This window comes from Flavobacteriales bacterium, assembly GCA_020635795.1.
Lineage (GTDB): Bacteria > Bacteroidota > Bacteroidia > Flavobacteriales_E > Vicingaceae > Vicingus.
The window spans coordinates 1,688,397-1,704,818 of record JACJZD010000001.1 but is presented as its reverse complement, the minus strand read 5'-3'; the positions used below and the strand labels follow the sequence as shown (position 1 = coordinate 1,704,818).

The following is a 16,422-nucleotide window of genomic DNA, read 5'->3' as shown; positions in this document are numbered from 1 at the left end:
TAAATAGTATCTTCGCTGTATCAAAACGGTTCATGAAAAAAATACACCTCATAATCAATTACATCAAGTACTTTTTTACTGCCCGAAATCAGCACGGCATACATTCTCCTTTTCTGTACGAGCTGTATAACAATGTTATTAAAGACCAAACACCTTTTTATGTTTTTAGTGATATTGAGTCGATAAGGGCAAAACTGTTGTTGTCGAAATTGGAGATAACAATAACCGATTTTGGAGCGGGTTCTGTAGTAAATAAATCCAATAAAAGATACATTAACGATATTGCAAAAAACTCGTTAAAAGCTCCGAAATATGCTCAATTGTTGTTTCGATTGGTGAACAGATTTAAACCAGCCAATGTGTTGGAGTTGGGCACAAGTTTAGGCGTTACCACCATGTATTTGGCAGCATCGAATTCAAAAATGAAAGTAACGACGGTAGAAGGCTGCCCGAATATTGCCAAGGTAGCTCAAATTAATTTTGATAAGTTAGGACTGAAGAACATCAATTTGGTGAACAAACCCTTCGAAGAATTTTTACCTCAGTATTTAAAATCGGTATCGACCTTAGATTTTGTCTTTTTTGATGGAAACCATACTAAAGAAGCCACGTTGAGTTATTTTAATTGGTGCTTAGATAAAATAAATCAAAACACCGTTTTTGTTTTTGATGATATCTATTGGAGTGAAGGAATGAATGAAGCTTGGAACGAGATTAAACAACACCAAAAAGTGACTACCACCGTCGATTTATTTGCCATAGGAATAGTGTTTTTTAACCCAGATTTAAGCAAAGAACATTTTGTATTGAGGTATTAGAGTAATAACCTCGCCATTCGCGAGACTTTTTTATTTATATTTGGTTGGAGATTATTTTATCTAAAGTGATCAAAAATTTTAATTTATGAAATTAATAGGTGTCATTCTTTGTCTGTTGTTAGTGATAAAATCGTTTTCACAGGAGAATGATAAATTGATTTATGAAAGAACAATTATTTTTTTTACTGATTCAATTTTAAAGGGAAATAACTTTGATAAGAAATTAAAAATATTTTTTAAAGGAGAAACATCTAAATCAATTTCATACGTACTACCATATTCAGAATGTTTTAATTTGATTGATACGTTTTTACTTTTCAAGGAAGAAGAGAAAGAACTTGAAACTGATTTTTGGAAGAAAAATGAAAAAGAAGCAATCAAAGTTAGTTTTTCTAGCAGAATTAGTGCAGGAGAGGTGAGAGGTATATTTTGTAATCGAAGAAAAAGAAATATGATTTTGTATCAATTCAGAGTAGTAGGTGATTACAAATTTATTACTATTAAGTTGTCAAATAAAGATGCAATATTAGGAGAAGATTATAGTATTTTAATGAATTCAAAAAACGAAATTATTAATTGGTGTTCTGGTGGATGGGTAAGATAACCTTTTTTGCCATCGTTTGTGGGATACAAACAAGGGCTGGTGTTTACCTTAAATAGATTCCGTGTCAAGCACGGAATGACGAAACAATAGAAATCGTCATTGCGAATGAGGAACGAATGAAGCAATCTGTTTATCGAATAGATGATTGCTTCGTACCTCGCAATGACGTAAATTCTAAAATTAGTAGAGTCATTCTGCCATCGTTTGTGTCTCACAAACGATAGTTGTTTTGTTTGTGAGACACAAACAAAGGCTTAATTTTATCCGCAATCTCAACACGATTAAAATTTCAATTTCTTTAATCTGTGTATAATAATAACCGTTTATCATAATTCGGTAATAATATTAAACTTCAACAGTTAAATTAGCTTAAAATTAAAAATTAAAAAAAAGATGAAAAAAATAGCAGTAGTAGTTTTATTCCTTATCGGAACTCAAATTGTTTCTAATGCGCAAACAGCACAAGAAGTGGTACAAAAATATATCGAGAACATTGGTGGAGAAGAAGCCTTGAGAAAAATCAAGAATGTTAAAATGACCGCCAAAGTTGATGCACAAGGAATGGTTATTCCATTAGAAATGTACAACATGACTGACGGGAAAATGATGGTGAAATTTGAATTTCAAGGTAAAGAAATGGTGCAGCAAGCGTTTGATGGAGAAACATCTTGGGGCGTAAATTTTATGACGCAAAAAGCCGAAAAAGCTGATGCTGAACAAACTGAAAACACCAAAAGAGAATCGAAAGATTTTCCTGAAGCATTTTTAGATTACGAGAAAAAAGGCTACAAAATCGAATTAATGGGAAAAGAAACCATTGAAGGAGTGGAATGTTTTAAAATCAAATTCACTAAAAAGCCATTGTTAGCTGATGGCGTTGAGGTTGAAAACGTTCAATACTACTATTTTGATACTGAAAATTATGTGCCTATTGTAATGGAAGCTGAAATTAAAAGCGGACAAATGAAAGGCTCTATCTCTCAAACGGTGTTTAGTAACTATACCGAAGTTGAAGGTGTTTATTTCCCATTTTCAATCAATTCGAGATTAAAAGATGGAGAAGGACAACCTGTAACTATCGAAAAAGTGGAAGTGAATGTTGCGATTGATGAAGCCATGTTCAAATTCCCTGAAACGAAGTAGTACTTGATGGCTTGTAAGAGTCTATCAACATATTAATTATCAAAACTAAATCAATGAAAAAATTAGCATTATCGTTTTTAATGTTGGGTACAGCCATTGTATCTAACGCTCAACAAGCCATTCCTTTAAAGGGAAAAGAACTTTTTGGAGATATTAAAGCTCGACACATTGGACCAGCTTTAATGAGTGGAAGAGTAAGTGATATTGAAGGGCATCCAAAAAATTCAAAAGTAATATACATTGGCACCGCAGGTGGTGGTGTTTGGAAGTCGAACGATGGAGGGGTGATGTTCAACTCTATTTTCGATGATTATTGCCAATCGATTGGTTGTGTAGCGGTTGACCCAAATAAACCAGATAATGTGGTTTGGGTAGGTACAGGCGAAACGTGGACAAGAAACAGTGTTTCGGTTGGTGATGGAATATACAAATCGAACGACGGTGGAAATACTTGGGCCAAAATGGGTTTAGAGAATTCGGATAGAATTTCGAGTATTCAAATCAATCCAAAAAACTCTGATGAAATATATGTAGGTGTATTGGGTGCGTTATGGGGAGATAGCGATGAAAGAGGCGTTTACAAAACCATTGATGGCGGAAAAACGTGGGAGAAGATTTTTTACATCGATAACAAAACGGGTTGTTCTGATTTGGTAATGGATCCAAACGATTCAAAAATAATGTATGCTTCTTTTTGGGAGTGTAGAAGAACTGCTTGGTCGTTTAACTCTGGTGGAGCTAATAGTGCTTTATACAAAACCATTGATGGTGGTAAAACATGGAATAAAATACACAATGGCTATCCTGCAGGTAAGTTGGGTAGAATTGCTGTGGCAATAGCTCCATCTAACAGTAAAATTGTTTATTCGGTAATTGAAACCGAAAAACCAGAGAAAAATGGGTTGTATCGTTCGGAAGATGGCGGTGCAAGTTGGAAACATTTAAATGCTGATTTTGGTCTAGTGGTTCGTCCGTTTTACTTTTCGCGTATAGTGGTAGATCCTAAAAATCCAGATGTTTTAGTTAAAGCAGGTTTGTTTGGTTCTATCAGTAAAGATGGTGGTAAAACCTTTAAAGGTTTAGGGCAAATGCACCCTGATATTCACGATATTTGGTTTGATGTAAACGATTCTGAAAAAATGTTTTCGGCTACCGATGGTGGTTTGTACCGTTCGTTAAATCAAGGAACAACCATGGAGCAAATTGAAAATTTACCCATTTGCCAGTTTTATCATATAGCAGTTGACAATCAAGAGCCGTATAATATTTATGGTGGGTTACAAGACAATGGTTCTTGGTTTGGACCATCTGCTAGTCCTGGTGGAATAGAAGCAAGAGATTGGGAAGTAATTGGAGTAGGTGATGGATTTCGAGTTTATCCTCATCCAACCGACCCAAACATTATGTATTCTGAAATGCAGGGTGCTGAAAACGTTTGGCGTTACGATGCTAAAAAGCGTCAGACCAGAACCATTCAACCATTACCAGTAGAGGGCGACCCTAAATTGCGTTTTAACTGGAATGCTGCAATGACTACAAGCCCAAATAAACCAGACCGTTTTTATGTGGGTAGTCAATTTGTTCATCGTTCTGATGACAAAGGTGATAATTGGACGAAAATTTCGCCAGATTTAACAACCAACGATAAAACAAAACAACAACAAGAAAACTCTGGTGGTTTATCGAAAGACAATTCTGGAGCAGAAAACCATTGTACTATTTTTACCATTGCTGAATCGCCATTAGATGCTCAAATAATTTGGGCGGGTACTGACGATGGTAATGTACAAGTTACTCAAGACGATGGTAAAACGTGGACGAATGTAACTCCGAACATTAATGGCTTACCAGCGAATACATGGTGTTACCACATTGAAGCAAGTAAGTTTGGAAAAGGTACAGCTTATGCTGTTTTTGATGGACATACCAAAAACGATAAAAACGCTTATGCGTTTAAAACTACCGATTTTGGTAAAACGTGGAAATCGATTGTAACTACCGATGTATATGGTTTTGCGCGTAGCTTCCAAGAAGATTTGGAAAATGAAAATTTATTGTTCTTAGGTACTGAATTTGGTTTGTATGTAACGGTTGATGGTGGTTTAAACTGGAGCAAGTTTACTAACAATATGCCTGCTACTGCGGTTCATTATTTAGAAATGCACCCAAAAACCAACGATTTAATTATGGGTACGCACGGTAGAGGAATTATCATTATTGATGACATTAGTCCACTACGACAAATTAAGCCTGAAATGTTGGATAAAGACTTGGTGTTTATGAAAAGCAAACCAACGGTAATGTTTGAAGAAAGTACTTTTGGTGGAACAAGTACTGAAACTCAATTTGTTGGTCAGAACCCTAACCGTGATGCTAAAATTGTGTACTATTTATCGAAACGCCACACCTTTGGTGCAATGACCATGAAAGTTTACGACCAAGCAAACAAAGAAATTGCTACGTTGGCTCCAGGTAAACAGAAAGGAATAAACATTGTAACATGGAATGGGGCAATGAAAGCACCAAAAATTGCTACAGGTAAAACCTTTTCGTTTGGAGGTATGACTCCTCCAAGAGCAAAAGCGGGCAAGTACAAAGTGGTTATTGAAAAAGGTAAGGAAACCTACGAAACGGAAGTGGAATTGCTCTATACTCCTAACTCTGTATTTACCTTGGAAGAAAGAGATTTGCAGTTTAAAACTACCATGGAACTGTACAAAATGACCGAAGATTTAGCCTATTTGGTGTACGAAATGGATGAGATTTTAAAACACACCGAAGCAAACAAAGACAACAAAGCCTTGGCAAAACAAGCAACTGCTTTATCGGCTAAATTAAACGAGTTAAAAAAGACTCTAGTTATAACTTCTGGCGACAATTATGTTGGTGCAGCCGAGCCACAATTGCGTGAAAAAATGGGCGATATTTACAGTAAAGTAGCGAACTATTATGGTAAACCATCAGAATCGGAATTTCAAAACATTAAATTGATAACCAATAAATTTAATAAAGCAAAAACTGACTTTGAAACCATTAAAAGCAAACTGTATATACCGTATGCAGCTGCTGCCGAAAAACAACAATTAAAACCAGTAGAACTAAAAACCTACGATGAGTTTGTAAAAAAATAAGCACCTTAAAAAGTCTCGCAGTTTGCGAGACTTTTTTATTTGGTTACTAACTGATTTAAGTTATTCTGCCATCGTTTGTGTCTCACAAACGGCATTTATTTTGTTTGTGGGACACAAACAAGGGCTGGTGTTTACCTTAAATAGATTCCGTGTCAAGCACGGAATGACGAACCAATACAAACCGTCATTGCGGAAAAATGGAGGAACGGAATTTTATCCGCAATCTCAACACCAATAAAACTAAATACTCTTCGCTTTATTCCAATACACGTCCATTTCTTCCAACGTCATTTCGTCCATTTGTTTTCCATCTTTTGCCGATTCGGTTTCTAAATACTGGAAACGTTTAATAAATTTTTTGTTGGTTTTTTCCAAGGCGTCTTCGGGGTTTATACCTAAAAAACGAGCATAATTAATCATCGAAAACAGCACGTCCCCAAATTCATCTTCAATTTTACTCGATTTTGCATCTACTTCAACTTTAAGCTCGGCAAGTTCTTCGTTTACTTTATCCCACACTTGTTCGGGGTTGTCCCAATCAAACCCAACACCACGTGCTTTGTCTTGTATACGTATTGCTTTTATCAACGCTGGCAACGATTTTGGTACACCTTCCAATACCGATTTTTTTCCTTCTTTCAGTTTTAACTTTTCCCAATTGGCTTTTACCTCTTCATCATCTTTTACGGTAACATCACCATAAATATGTGGGTGGCGGTGTATCAATTTTTCGCAAATACCATTAATCACATCAGTAATGTTAAAATCGTTGGTTTCAGAACCAATTTTGGCGTAAAAGACAATGTGCAACAAAATATCGCCCAACTCTTTTTTAATTTCGGGTAAGTCGTTATCAAAAATAGCGTCGGTCAGTTCGTAAGTTTCTTCAATGGTTAAATGCCTCAAACTTTGCATGGTTTGTTTCATGTCCCACGGACATTTTGCACGTAAATCGTCCATAATGTTTAGTAATCTTACAAATGCTTCGGCTTCTTTAGTCATATTGGTTTATTATTTTAAATTTGTTGCGTGATAAAATTACATGTTAAATATTGTTTATTCCTAGTACTTGTCTTTTTTTTAGAAAGCATTTCCGCTCAAGATACGCAGCATAAATTTGGAGCAGGAGTAAACTATCATTACGGGTTTATTTCTCCCCACAACGTGCTGGTTAACGAAATTATTCAAGGACACACTCAAATGGTTCAGCTCGATTTTTACAAGCAAACTAACGGAGAACGTTTGTGGGAACAATATTACAACTACCCAAAAATTGGGATTTCAACGGTTTTTATTAATTCGGGTAATCCCGAAAGTTTAGGCAATATTTATGGTTTGTTTCCTTTTATCGATTTTCCGTTAAATCATTGGAAAATTACGTGGGATTTAAAATTTGGGGCAGGTATTGGCTACATTCAAAAACCCTTCGATAAAGAAGAAAATTATAAAAATCTTGTGATAGGCTCGCACTTAAATGCATTGATATATGTAGATACGCATTGGGATTTACCCATCACTGAAAAATTCCACACTTCGTTGGGAGTTGCTTTAACACACTTTTCTAACGGTTCGCTAAAACGACCCAATTTGGGAATCAACATTTTTTCGTTGAACTATGGCGTAAGCTATAATTTTGGGGGTATTTCAACTATTGCGGCAAAATCGGAAGAAAACAGAGAAAAGAAACTATCACATTTAATAGTAGCAAATACTGGAGTTAAAGAAATTGACCCCATTGGTGGTAACAAATACTTGGTGTACACTACTTCTTACAATTTGCTAAAAACAATTACCAACAAAAGTTCGGTTGGGGTTGGTGCCGATTTTTTTTATAACACCTCGTTAGAACCCCTGGTTGTTCGATTACAAAATGAAAATTTGGGTAAAACTGCCAATTTACGCATTGGTATGAGCGGTATTTATGCTTTAGATATGGGAAAGCTTTCGTTGATGTTTCAAACAGGGTTTTATGGTTATAAAAACTATAAAAAGGATGGTAATGTTTATACTAGAATAGGAACAAGATACCGTTTTACTGATAAATTATTCTTTAATTTAGGCTTGAAAACACACTTTTTTGTTGCCGATTTTATTGAGTATGGTATCGGTTATCAAATTAAATAGATGATTAAAAATGTTCAAATAATAATTGTTTTGCTCTTTTTAGGAAGTGCTTTTTTATCGTGCGATAAAGAAAACAAATGTTTAAAATCGAGTGGCGATAATACCATTGAAACAAGAAGTGTAAATGTAAATTTCACGGAAGTGGAGTTAAACAATAAAATCAATTTAATTATAAAACACGATTCTACGTTCTCATTAAAAGTGGAAGCTGGAGCTAATTTATTACCATTAATTACAACCGAGGTTTCAGGTAATTTATTAACTATAAAAAGCGATAACAAATGCAGCTTTTTAAGAAGCTACAACAAGGCTATCAATGTATATTTGTCGACACCCAATTTAACAAAAATCAATTATAAAGGTCAAGGAGATGTGTTGAGTGCAAATACCTTAAGTTTTCCAAAGTTAGTAATAGAATCAAACAAAGGAACGGGAAGTTTTAATTTAGGCTTGTTTTGTGATGATTTAAAAATATTGCAGCATACCGGTCCTTCCGATTTTACTTTTGTAGGAAGTTCAAACAGTACCTATTTATATTCTAATGGTAATGGCTGGTTTCACCTCGAAAACTTCTCATCGAACAGTGTTCATGTAAATTCTACCGGAACAGGTGATATGTTAGTAAAAGCAAATAACTCGCTGTTAGTAGAATTGGCTGGAATAGGCAATGTGTACTATTACGGAAACCCTACGGTAACCATCAGTAGTCATACAGGCTCAGGAGAGATAAAGAAAAGATAGATTATTTTCCTAGCATAGCTGCTTTTAAGTCAGCATCGGCAGGTTCGCTACACAACCAAATACCAAACAAGGCTTTTTTAAAAGCTAATCCCTTTATGGTCGACGATGGTTTATTGTTTTTGTAAATTACCGTTCCTTTTCCAGGAATGTAAACAAAATCATACACATCTTCTTTGCTTATTTCGGTACTAAAAACCGATTTGAATTTATCAATTTCAGCTTTTAATTCCGCTTGTTTTCCTTTAGTAGATTTTTTAAACCCTTCATCAACTGCACTAATCATTTTTTCGGCAGTAATTAAGCCCGATACAATGTGCAATTTAATCGCCATAATCTTATCATCATTAATAATAGCGGTAGCGTTGTTTGTTGTAGTTTCAAGATACAATGCACCAACATACATGTCCATCCAATACTTTTCTCTAACACCAGCGCCGTTTAATTCTAAATTGGTTTCATTAAAATTAACTTTTACAGGAATGGTTACATCGCCAACCTTTTTTTGAGCATGAATTGATGTTATTGAAGTAATTAGAATAAATAAGAATAGTAAGTGTTTCATAATTATAGATATTAGTGTTTACTTAGTTTATTTTCTTTAGCATGGCTAATGCTTGCATTTAATTCAAAACCTATTAACAAAACTAAGGAATTAAAATACAACCATAACATGATTACCATAAGTGTGCCAATAGACCCATAAACCTTATTGTATGTGGCGAAATTGTTTACATAAAAAGCAAAACCACTTGATAACAAAATGGTTAATAAGGTTGCTAGTGTTGAACCAGCCGATATAAATCGAAATTTTTTATTTCCAAAACTTCCTATGTAGTAAATCGAAGAAATTCCAAAAAGAAATAAAGCTAAAATAATAATGAATTTACCAATGTTTAGCAGTATAATAGATATACCGTCTGTTAAAATGCCATTTGAGATTAAGTACGAAAAAGCAATTTCACTAAACACTATTAAACCTACTGCAAGTATCATTAAAATGATTAAAATAAATAATAAGATTAACGAGGTTAATCGTTGTTTAATAAAGGATAATTTTTTTTTTATATGATATGATTCTTGGAAGGCAAGAAGCATTGCATTAACTCCATCACTTGCTAAATATAGTGCAAATAGGAATCCAAATGAAAGTAAGGTATTGTGCTTTTTATTGAATAAATCATCAATGGTTTCTACACTTGTTTTATAGGCTTCTTCAGGTAGTAGTTCTTCCAAAATCAGTAACAATTCGTGATAAAAATCTTGTATCGGTATATAGGGTAGTAACGATAATAAAAAGATAACAGCTGGAAACAAAGCTAAAAAGAAACGAAATGCTAAGGATGATGCTCTAGTGGTTAATGAGCTTTGTTGTAGCCCTTTGATAAGAAACACGATAACATCAAAAAGAGGCATACCATCAAAACCCGGTATAATTATCCTTTTCGACAGGTTTATTGGGTTCTGTATAAAGCTTGAGGCAATTATTTTTGCAGTAAATTTATTCACAGGTTAAATAGCTTTTAAACTTAAATCTAAACTATTAATTTGATGAGTTAATGCACCTACAGAGATATAGTCAACTCCGCATTTTGCATAATCTCTTATGGTCTTTTCGGTAATGCCACCTGAAGCCTCGGTCTCATATTTTCCACCAATCAATTGAACTGCTTTTCTCATATCATCAAACGAAAAATTGTCAAGCATAATTCGGTGTACTTTGCCCACTTTTAAAATCTCATCAAGTTCGTTTAAATCTCTAGCCTCAATCTCAATTTTTAGGGTTTTGTTGTTGTTTTTGAGGTAGTCAACCACTTTGTTTATAGCATTTTCAATACCTCCAGCATAATCAATGTGGTTGTCTTTTATCATTATCATATCATATAATCCCATTCTATGATTAACTCCTCCACCAAGTTGAACTGCCCATTTTTCAATAATTCTATTGCCTGGAGTAGTTTTTCTAGTGTCTAAAATTTTTGTCGGTAAATCGCTAATAAGTTGAACGTATGAGTTAGTTTTTGTGGCTATTCCGCTCATGCGTTGCATAAAGTTTAAAGCTAATCTTTCAGCTTTTAAAATCGATTGACTGCTTCCTTCAACATAAAAAGCAACATCGTTGTTTTTTACAAAGTCACCGTCATTGATCACTTGAGTAAAAACTAATGAGGAATCTATTTTATCAAAAACCAATTTGGCAAGTTCAATACCAGCTATAATCCCTTCTTCTTTTATCAAAAGACGAGCTTCGCCATGTGCTTTTGAAGGAATACAGGCTAATGAAGTATGATCGCCATCTCCAATATCTTCACTAATTGCTAAATCGATAAGTTGATTTACAAGAACTTGGTGATTATTCATCGGTTTCAATACGTAATTCTAATATAGTAGTAACTGTTCCTGTTTCTTTATAAAGGATGTAAACACGATAGTTTGCTTTGGCGGTAGTTAATGTTCCAATGGAATAATGGGTGTTGTTTTTAGAATCACCACTATGCATTATTTTAAAATTGGATGGCTGATTTTTAATAAAGAAATTTTTAAGAATTAGTTCTGATTGAGTTTTGCTAAATGCACCCTCGTTACCTGGTATACTTAAATCGATAGATGTTTCAAAATAACGACTTAGTTCTGTTGCATTACCCATTTTTAAAGCATTGATTATGCTTGTAGAAAGAGGTAGGGCAAATAGTCCAGTACTTAAAAAAACCAATAAAACAATAAATATTTTTTTCATTACAAAATTAAATTTACTCGTTTTCAGCAATAATCAAGCCATTTTTGAATATGAATTTTTAATTAAAATGGTCGTTCAAAAGTAATAAATTTTATCTTAGCAAAATGAAGATTAAATTAATAGCGATAGGTAAAACGGATGAAAAATATTTACAGGAAGGAATAAGTAAATATTTAGATAGATTAAAACATTATGTATCGTTTGAAATAGTGATTATTAACGATGTAAAAGTTGGATCTAAACAAAATGTAGCAACACAGAAAGAACAAGAGGGGAAGTTGTTGCTAAATAATATTGGGGCTAACGAATATGTTGTGTTGTTGGATGAAAATGGAAAAAACCCCAATTCAGTTGATTTTTCACAGTTTATTCAAAAACGATTAAATGCAGCAACTGATGTTGTCTTTGTTATTGGCGGACCTTTTGGCTTCTCAAAAGCTATTTATGATAGGGCTAATGATAAAATATCACTTTCAAAAATGACTTTTTCCCATCAAATGATTCGCTTGTTTTTTGTTGAACAATTGTATCGGTCATTTACCATTTTAAAAGGAGAGAAGTATCATCATCAATAATTAGGATTCCAATAGTTGTTTATTTTGCATCTATTTTTATTGTTAAGAAAAATTAATTTTATTCCTATATTTTTAGGAATTTAACATAAAACTAAACTTAAAACTACTTAAAAAATGAGAAAGATAACCATCTTTTTTGCTGCGATGCTTATTGCATCTTTTGCTATTGGACAAAATTTATCGCAACATCAACAGTTGCCAAATTATCCACAACTATCAGTTTCAAAGCCAACTAATGGTGTGTCTTCATCTGTGGACTTTGAACAGCTTGCTAGAGATTTAGAGGCTGCTGCAACTAAAACACCTGATGGACAAATAAGGTGTTTTACAACAGAGAATATGGAAATGCTAAATCAAAAGTACAATGGTGCTTTTGATGTGCAACAGTTTGAGGATTGGATAACTCCAAAAATACAAGAGTATAATGATAGAGTTTTAAACGGTTTAGCAACGCAAAAAGTGGTTGTTACCATTCCCGTAATTATGCATATTATACATAATTCAACTGAAGCTGTTGGTACAGGTAGAAATATTTCTCAAGCTCAAGCAACTTCTCAAATTACCATATTAAATAACGATTTTAGAAAATTAAATGCCGATACAACATTAATACCAGCAGCATTTAAACCTTTAGCTGCAGATTTAGAAATCAATTTTGTTCCAGCGTTACGTTACGCATCCAATCATGCTTTAGCTGGTCAAACCTTAGCAGAGCCTGGTATTGAGAGAATATCAGCAGCAACCATCTCTGGATTGGGAAATACTACTACAGGGTACACTACAGGAACAACAGGACAAATTGAAACACTTATTAAACCAAACACTTATTGGAATAGAACGGAAGTAATGAATATTTGGGTTTGTCAAATTGGTGGTGGAGTATTAGGTTACGCTCAATTTCCTACTGGTTCAGGTTTGGCTGGCTTAACTGGAGGTGCAACTGGAGCAAATACAGACGGATTAGTTTTAACTTATACTGCTACAGGTACTGGAGGTGTTGCTGCCGCACCTTATAATAAAGGTAGAACTGCCACTCACGAAATTGGACACTGGTTGGGTTTAAGACACATATGGGGAGATGAAGCAGCTTGTGCTGCTGATGATTTTGTAACTGATACGCCACAACAAAAAGATAAAAATTTTGGATGTCCAACTTACCCACAAACCACTGGTACTGGTGGCAGATGTAGTACAGGAGACCCAAGTTCTATGTATATGAATTATATGGACTATACCGATGATGCTTGTATGATGATGTTTACTCAAGGTCAAAAAGCTAGAGTGGTTACTGTTTTGGCAAACTCTCCTGGTAGAGTTGAATTACCTACTTCGACATTAGGTAGCCCTTTAGCAACAACAGCGCAATTTTCGGGAACACCATTATCAATACCTGTTGGTAACTCGGTTACATTTACTGATCAATCCATTTCTCCAAATACCATTACAACTTGGAATTGGACATTTACTGGCGGAACTCCGTCTTCATTTGTAGGGCAAACACCTCCACCAATAACTTATTCTGCTGCTGGTAATTATACTGTATCTTTAACTGTAACAGATAATTTATCAGGCACAGATGTTGAAACTAAAACTAATTATATCAATGTGTTCACAGCGGGTGTATGTGATACCTTGAACTATCCTCCAAGTGGAACAATTGTAGCTTATACTACAGGCGCAGGATTGGGATATGTAATTGGAAGTAATCAATATTTAGATAAAGCCAAAGCAGAATATATCTCAAGCGCTGCTCATGCACCATACACACATGTTACAGGGGGGAGATTTGCTGTAAGAAGTGCAAGAGATGGAGGAAATGGTGCGACAGTTACTTTTAATGTATGGGATGCAACTGGTGCAGGAGGATCACCTGGAACAGTATTAGGGTCTGTAACAGTACCTTTAGCTTCTTTAAATACGAACCCAACAGGTTATGAAAATAATATTCAACAAATAATGTTCCCTACAGCTATCAATGTTGGAACTGCTCCTTACTATTTTGGGTTTGTAATGAATAATTTTAAAACTACAAATCCTGCTTCAACCAAGGATACATTAGGGTTATTCTCTAATACAAGTGGAGATTCAAATCCTGGTACTGCATGGGAGCAACAATCAGATAACTTATGGTATGATGTATCATCTGCATGGGGAGGGTTAAATATTACATCTTATTTATCTCCAATTATGTCTCAAAACGCTCCTGGTCCTGTTTTAACAACTAATACAACTTCAATTTGTCCAGGTGGATCAGTGAATTTTAATGCTTCAACATCAACAAATACTTTGGGTTATAATTGGATGTTTAACGGTGGTGCACCAGGTACATCAACTAGTGCTACTCAAACTGTTTCTTATGCAGCAGCAGGTTCACAAAAAGCTTATTTAACATTAACAGGAAATTGTGGGGCAGTATCTAAAGATAGCGTTACCATAACTATAAATTCAAATAATACTGTAAGTGCTGCATCAAGTTCACCAACAGTTTGTATCAATACAGCAATTACAAATATTACACATACAACAACAGGAGGAACAGGGATTGGTGTAGCAACTGGTTTACCAACTGGAGTAACAGCAAACTGGGCAGGAAATACGATAACAATAAGTGGAACACCAACAGCAAGTGGAACTTTTAATTATACTATTCCATTGACTGGAGGTTGCGGTACTTTTAATGCTACGGGAACTATAACCGTTACACCGAATAAAACAGTGGGTGGAGCATCAAGTACACCAACAGTATGTGTAAATACTGCTATTACAAACATTACTCATGCTACTACTGGAGCAACAGGAATAGGAGCAGCAACGGGTTTACCAGCAGGAGTAACAGCAAACTGGGCAGGAAATACGATAACAATAAGTGGAACACCAACAGCAAGTGGAACTTTTAATTATACTATTCCTTTAACTGGTGGTTGTGGAACAGCAAGTGCAACAGGGACAATAACTGTTACGTCATCAAATACCGTAAGTGCTGCATCAAGTTCCCCGTCTGTATGTATAAATACCGCAATAACAGCTGTAACCCATACTACAACAGGAGCCACAGGAATCGGAGTTGCTACTGGTTTGCCAGCAGGAGTAACGGCTAGTTATTCAGCAGGTACTATTACTATAAGTGGAACACCAACAGCAAGTGGTACTTTTAATTATACTATTCCATTGACTGGAGGTTGTGGAGCATCTGTTAGTGCAACAGGAACTATAACTGTTACATCATCAAATACTGTAAGTGCCGCGTCAAGTACACCAACGGTATGTATCAGTTCGGCAATGACAAGTGTTACCCACTCAACAACTGGAGCAACAGGAATCGGGGTTGCTACTGGTTTACCAGCAGGAGTAAGTGCAAGTTGGGCAGCTAACACAATTACGATAAGCGGTACACCAACTGCAAGTGGTACATTTAATTATACCATTCCATTGACTGGAGGTTGTGGTGCATCAGTTAGTGCAACAGGAACAATAACTGTAAATCCAAGTGTTACACCTACATTTACGCCTGTGGGTGCATATTGTTCAGGCTCAACTATACCTGCATTACCAACCACTTCAACCAATGGGGTGTCAGGAACATGGAGCCCAGCAATAAACAATACAGCAACGACTACTTACACATTTACACCAACTGCAGGACAGTGTGCGAATACTGCTACCATGGTAATAACAATTACGCCAGCAACAGTACCAACATTTAGTGCTGTGGGGGCATATTGTTCGGGAGCAACTATTGCTGCATTACCTACAACATCAACTAATGGTGTAACAGGAACATGGAGTCCAGCAATAAACAATACAGCCACGACAACGTATACATTTACACCAACCGCAGGACAGTGTGCTACAACAACGACAATGACCATTACGATTACACCAAACGTAACGCCAACGTTTACAGCGGTAACACCAAAATGTTCGGGTTCGACAATAGCCGCATTACCAACAACATCAAATAATGGAGTAACAGGAACATGGAGTCCAGCAATAAACAATACAGCCACGACGACGTATACATTTACACCAACTGCAGGACAATGTGCGACAACAACGACAATGACTATTACGATTGTTGGTGTTATGAATACACAAGAAACGGTTTCGGTTTGTAATTTTGGAAGCTATATTTTCCCTGATGGAACCACTCAAACAAATATTACTAGTCAAGTTGTGTATAATAGTACATTAACCTCTTCTGGCGGGTGTGATAGTATTGTAGAAACAACTGTTAATGTTCAAGTTTGTACTGGAATTGAAAAAAATGACTCTGATGGAATCAAAATTTTCCCAAATCCAGTTAACAAATTGTTAACGGTTCAAACATTTAATTCAACTGTTTCTGAAATAAAAATGATAAATATTTTAGGAGAATTAATGGTTAATGTAAATGTTAATAATTCTAATACCGCTACAATCAATGTAGACGGATTTTCGAAAGGAATCTATTTTATCCAGTTATTAAATAACGAAGGTGATGTGGTTCTTACTAGAAAAGTGGTGGTAAACTAAAATTGATTTATAACAATAATAGAAAAAAGCCGAAAATAAA

13 protein-coding genes are annotated in these 16,422 nt (G+C 35.1%); 8 read left to right on the top strand and 5 right to left on the bottom strand.

The annotated features are described in order from the left end of the window. Positions 1-32: 32 nt before the first annotated feature. The 4 genes from H6589_07570 to H6589_07555 all read left to right on the top strand — a co-directional run bounded on the left by H6589_07570 (position 33) and on the right by H6589_07555 (position 5,696). Positions 33-818 (top strand): class I SAM-dependent methyltransferase, encoded by a 786-nt coding sequence (locus tag H6589_07570; protein MCB9174452.1) that lies wholly within the window; start codon positions 33-35, stop codon positions 816-818. An 85-nt stretch (positions 819-903) separates the two neighbouring features. Beyond that, positions 904-1,422, top strand: a complete 519-nt coding sequence (locus H6589_07565; protein ID MCB9174451.1) for a hypothetical protein — start codon at positions 904-906, stop codon at positions 1,420-1,422. Between the two features lie 393 nt (positions 1,423-1,815). Next, positions 1,816-2,565, top strand: a complete 750-nt coding sequence (locus H6589_07560; protein ID MCB9174450.1) for an outer membrane lipoprotein-sorting protein — start codon at positions 1,816-1,818, stop codon at positions 2,563-2,565. 53 nt (positions 2,566-2,618) lie between these two features. Beyond that, entirely contained in the window at positions 2,619-5,696 is a 3,078-nt protein-coding gene (locus H6589_07555) for a hypothetical protein (GenBank protein ID MCB9174449.1), read from the top strand. Between the two features lie 240 nt (positions 5,697-5,936). Here the strand turns inward: H6589_07555 and mazG are convergent, their stop codons facing one another. Continuing rightward, positions 5,937-6,698: a nucleoside triphosphate pyrophosphohydrolase gene (gene mazG, locus H6589_07550; GenBank protein MCB9174448.1), complete on the bottom strand. Its 762-nt coding sequence runs from the start codon at positions 6,696-6,698 to the stop codon at positions 5,937-5,939. A 27-nt stretch (positions 6,699-6,725) separates the two neighbouring features. Between mazG and H6589_07545 the strand changes: the two genes are divergently transcribed. Both H6589_07545 and H6589_07540 read left to right on the top strand, forming a co-directional pair. Further along, positions 6,726-7,820 (top strand): acyloxyacyl hydrolase, encoded by a 1,095-nt coding sequence (locus tag H6589_07545; protein MCB9174447.1) that lies wholly within the window; start codon positions 6,726-6,728, stop codon positions 7,818-7,820. Next, complete coding sequence (locus tag H6589_07540; GenBank protein MCB9174446.1) at positions 7,821-8,561, top strand: DUF2807 domain-containing protein; 741 nt, start codon at positions 7,821-7,823, stop codon at positions 8,559-8,561. Between the two features lies 1 nt (position 8,562). Here H6589_07540 and H6589_07535 read toward each other — a convergent pair whose 3' ends face one another. From H6589_07535 to H6589_07520, 4 genes are read right to left on the bottom strand one after another with little or no spacing between them, the layout of a single operon-like run. Further along, positions 8,563-9,123: a chalcone isomerase family protein gene (locus H6589_07535; protein MCB9174445.1), complete on the bottom strand. Its 561-nt coding sequence runs from the start codon at positions 9,121-9,123 to the stop codon at positions 8,563-8,565. An 11-nt stretch (positions 9,124-9,134) separates the two neighbouring features. Beyond that, complete coding sequence (locus H6589_07530; GenBank protein ID MCB9174444.1) at positions 9,135-10,067, bottom strand: YihY/virulence factor BrkB family protein; 933 nt, start codon at positions 10,065-10,067, stop codon at positions 9,135-9,137. A 3-nt stretch (positions 10,068-10,070) separates the two neighbouring features. Beyond that, positions 10,071-10,919 (bottom strand): carboxylating nicotinate-nucleotide diphosphorylase, encoded by an 849-nt coding sequence (gene nadC / locus H6589_07525; GenBank protein MCB9174443.1) that lies wholly within the window; start codon positions 10,917-10,919, stop codon positions 10,071-10,073. Beyond that, entirely contained in the window at positions 10,912-11,295 is a 384-nt protein-coding gene (locus H6589_07520; protein MCB9174442.1) for a DUF4783 domain-containing protein, read from the bottom strand. The genes nadC and H6589_07520 overlap by 8 nt, the downstream gene beginning before the upstream one ends. Before the next feature lie 104 nt (positions 11,296-11,399). On the opposite strand from H6589_07520, the gene rlmH reads away from it, so the two are divergent. Both rlmH and H6589_07510 read left to right on the top strand, forming a co-directional pair. After that, complete coding sequence (rlmH, locus tag H6589_07515; protein MCB9174441.1) at positions 11,400-11,870, top strand: 23S rRNA (pseudouridine(1915)-N(3))-methyltransferase RlmH; 471 nt, start codon at positions 11,400-11,402, stop codon at positions 11,868-11,870. Positions 11,871-11,984: 114 nt separating this feature from the next. Beyond that, complete coding sequence (locus tag H6589_07510; GenBank protein MCB9174440.1) at positions 11,985-16,382, top strand: PKD domain-containing protein; 4,398 nt, start codon at positions 11,985-11,987, stop codon at positions 16,380-16,382. Positions 16,383-16,422: the final 40 nt, after the last annotated feature.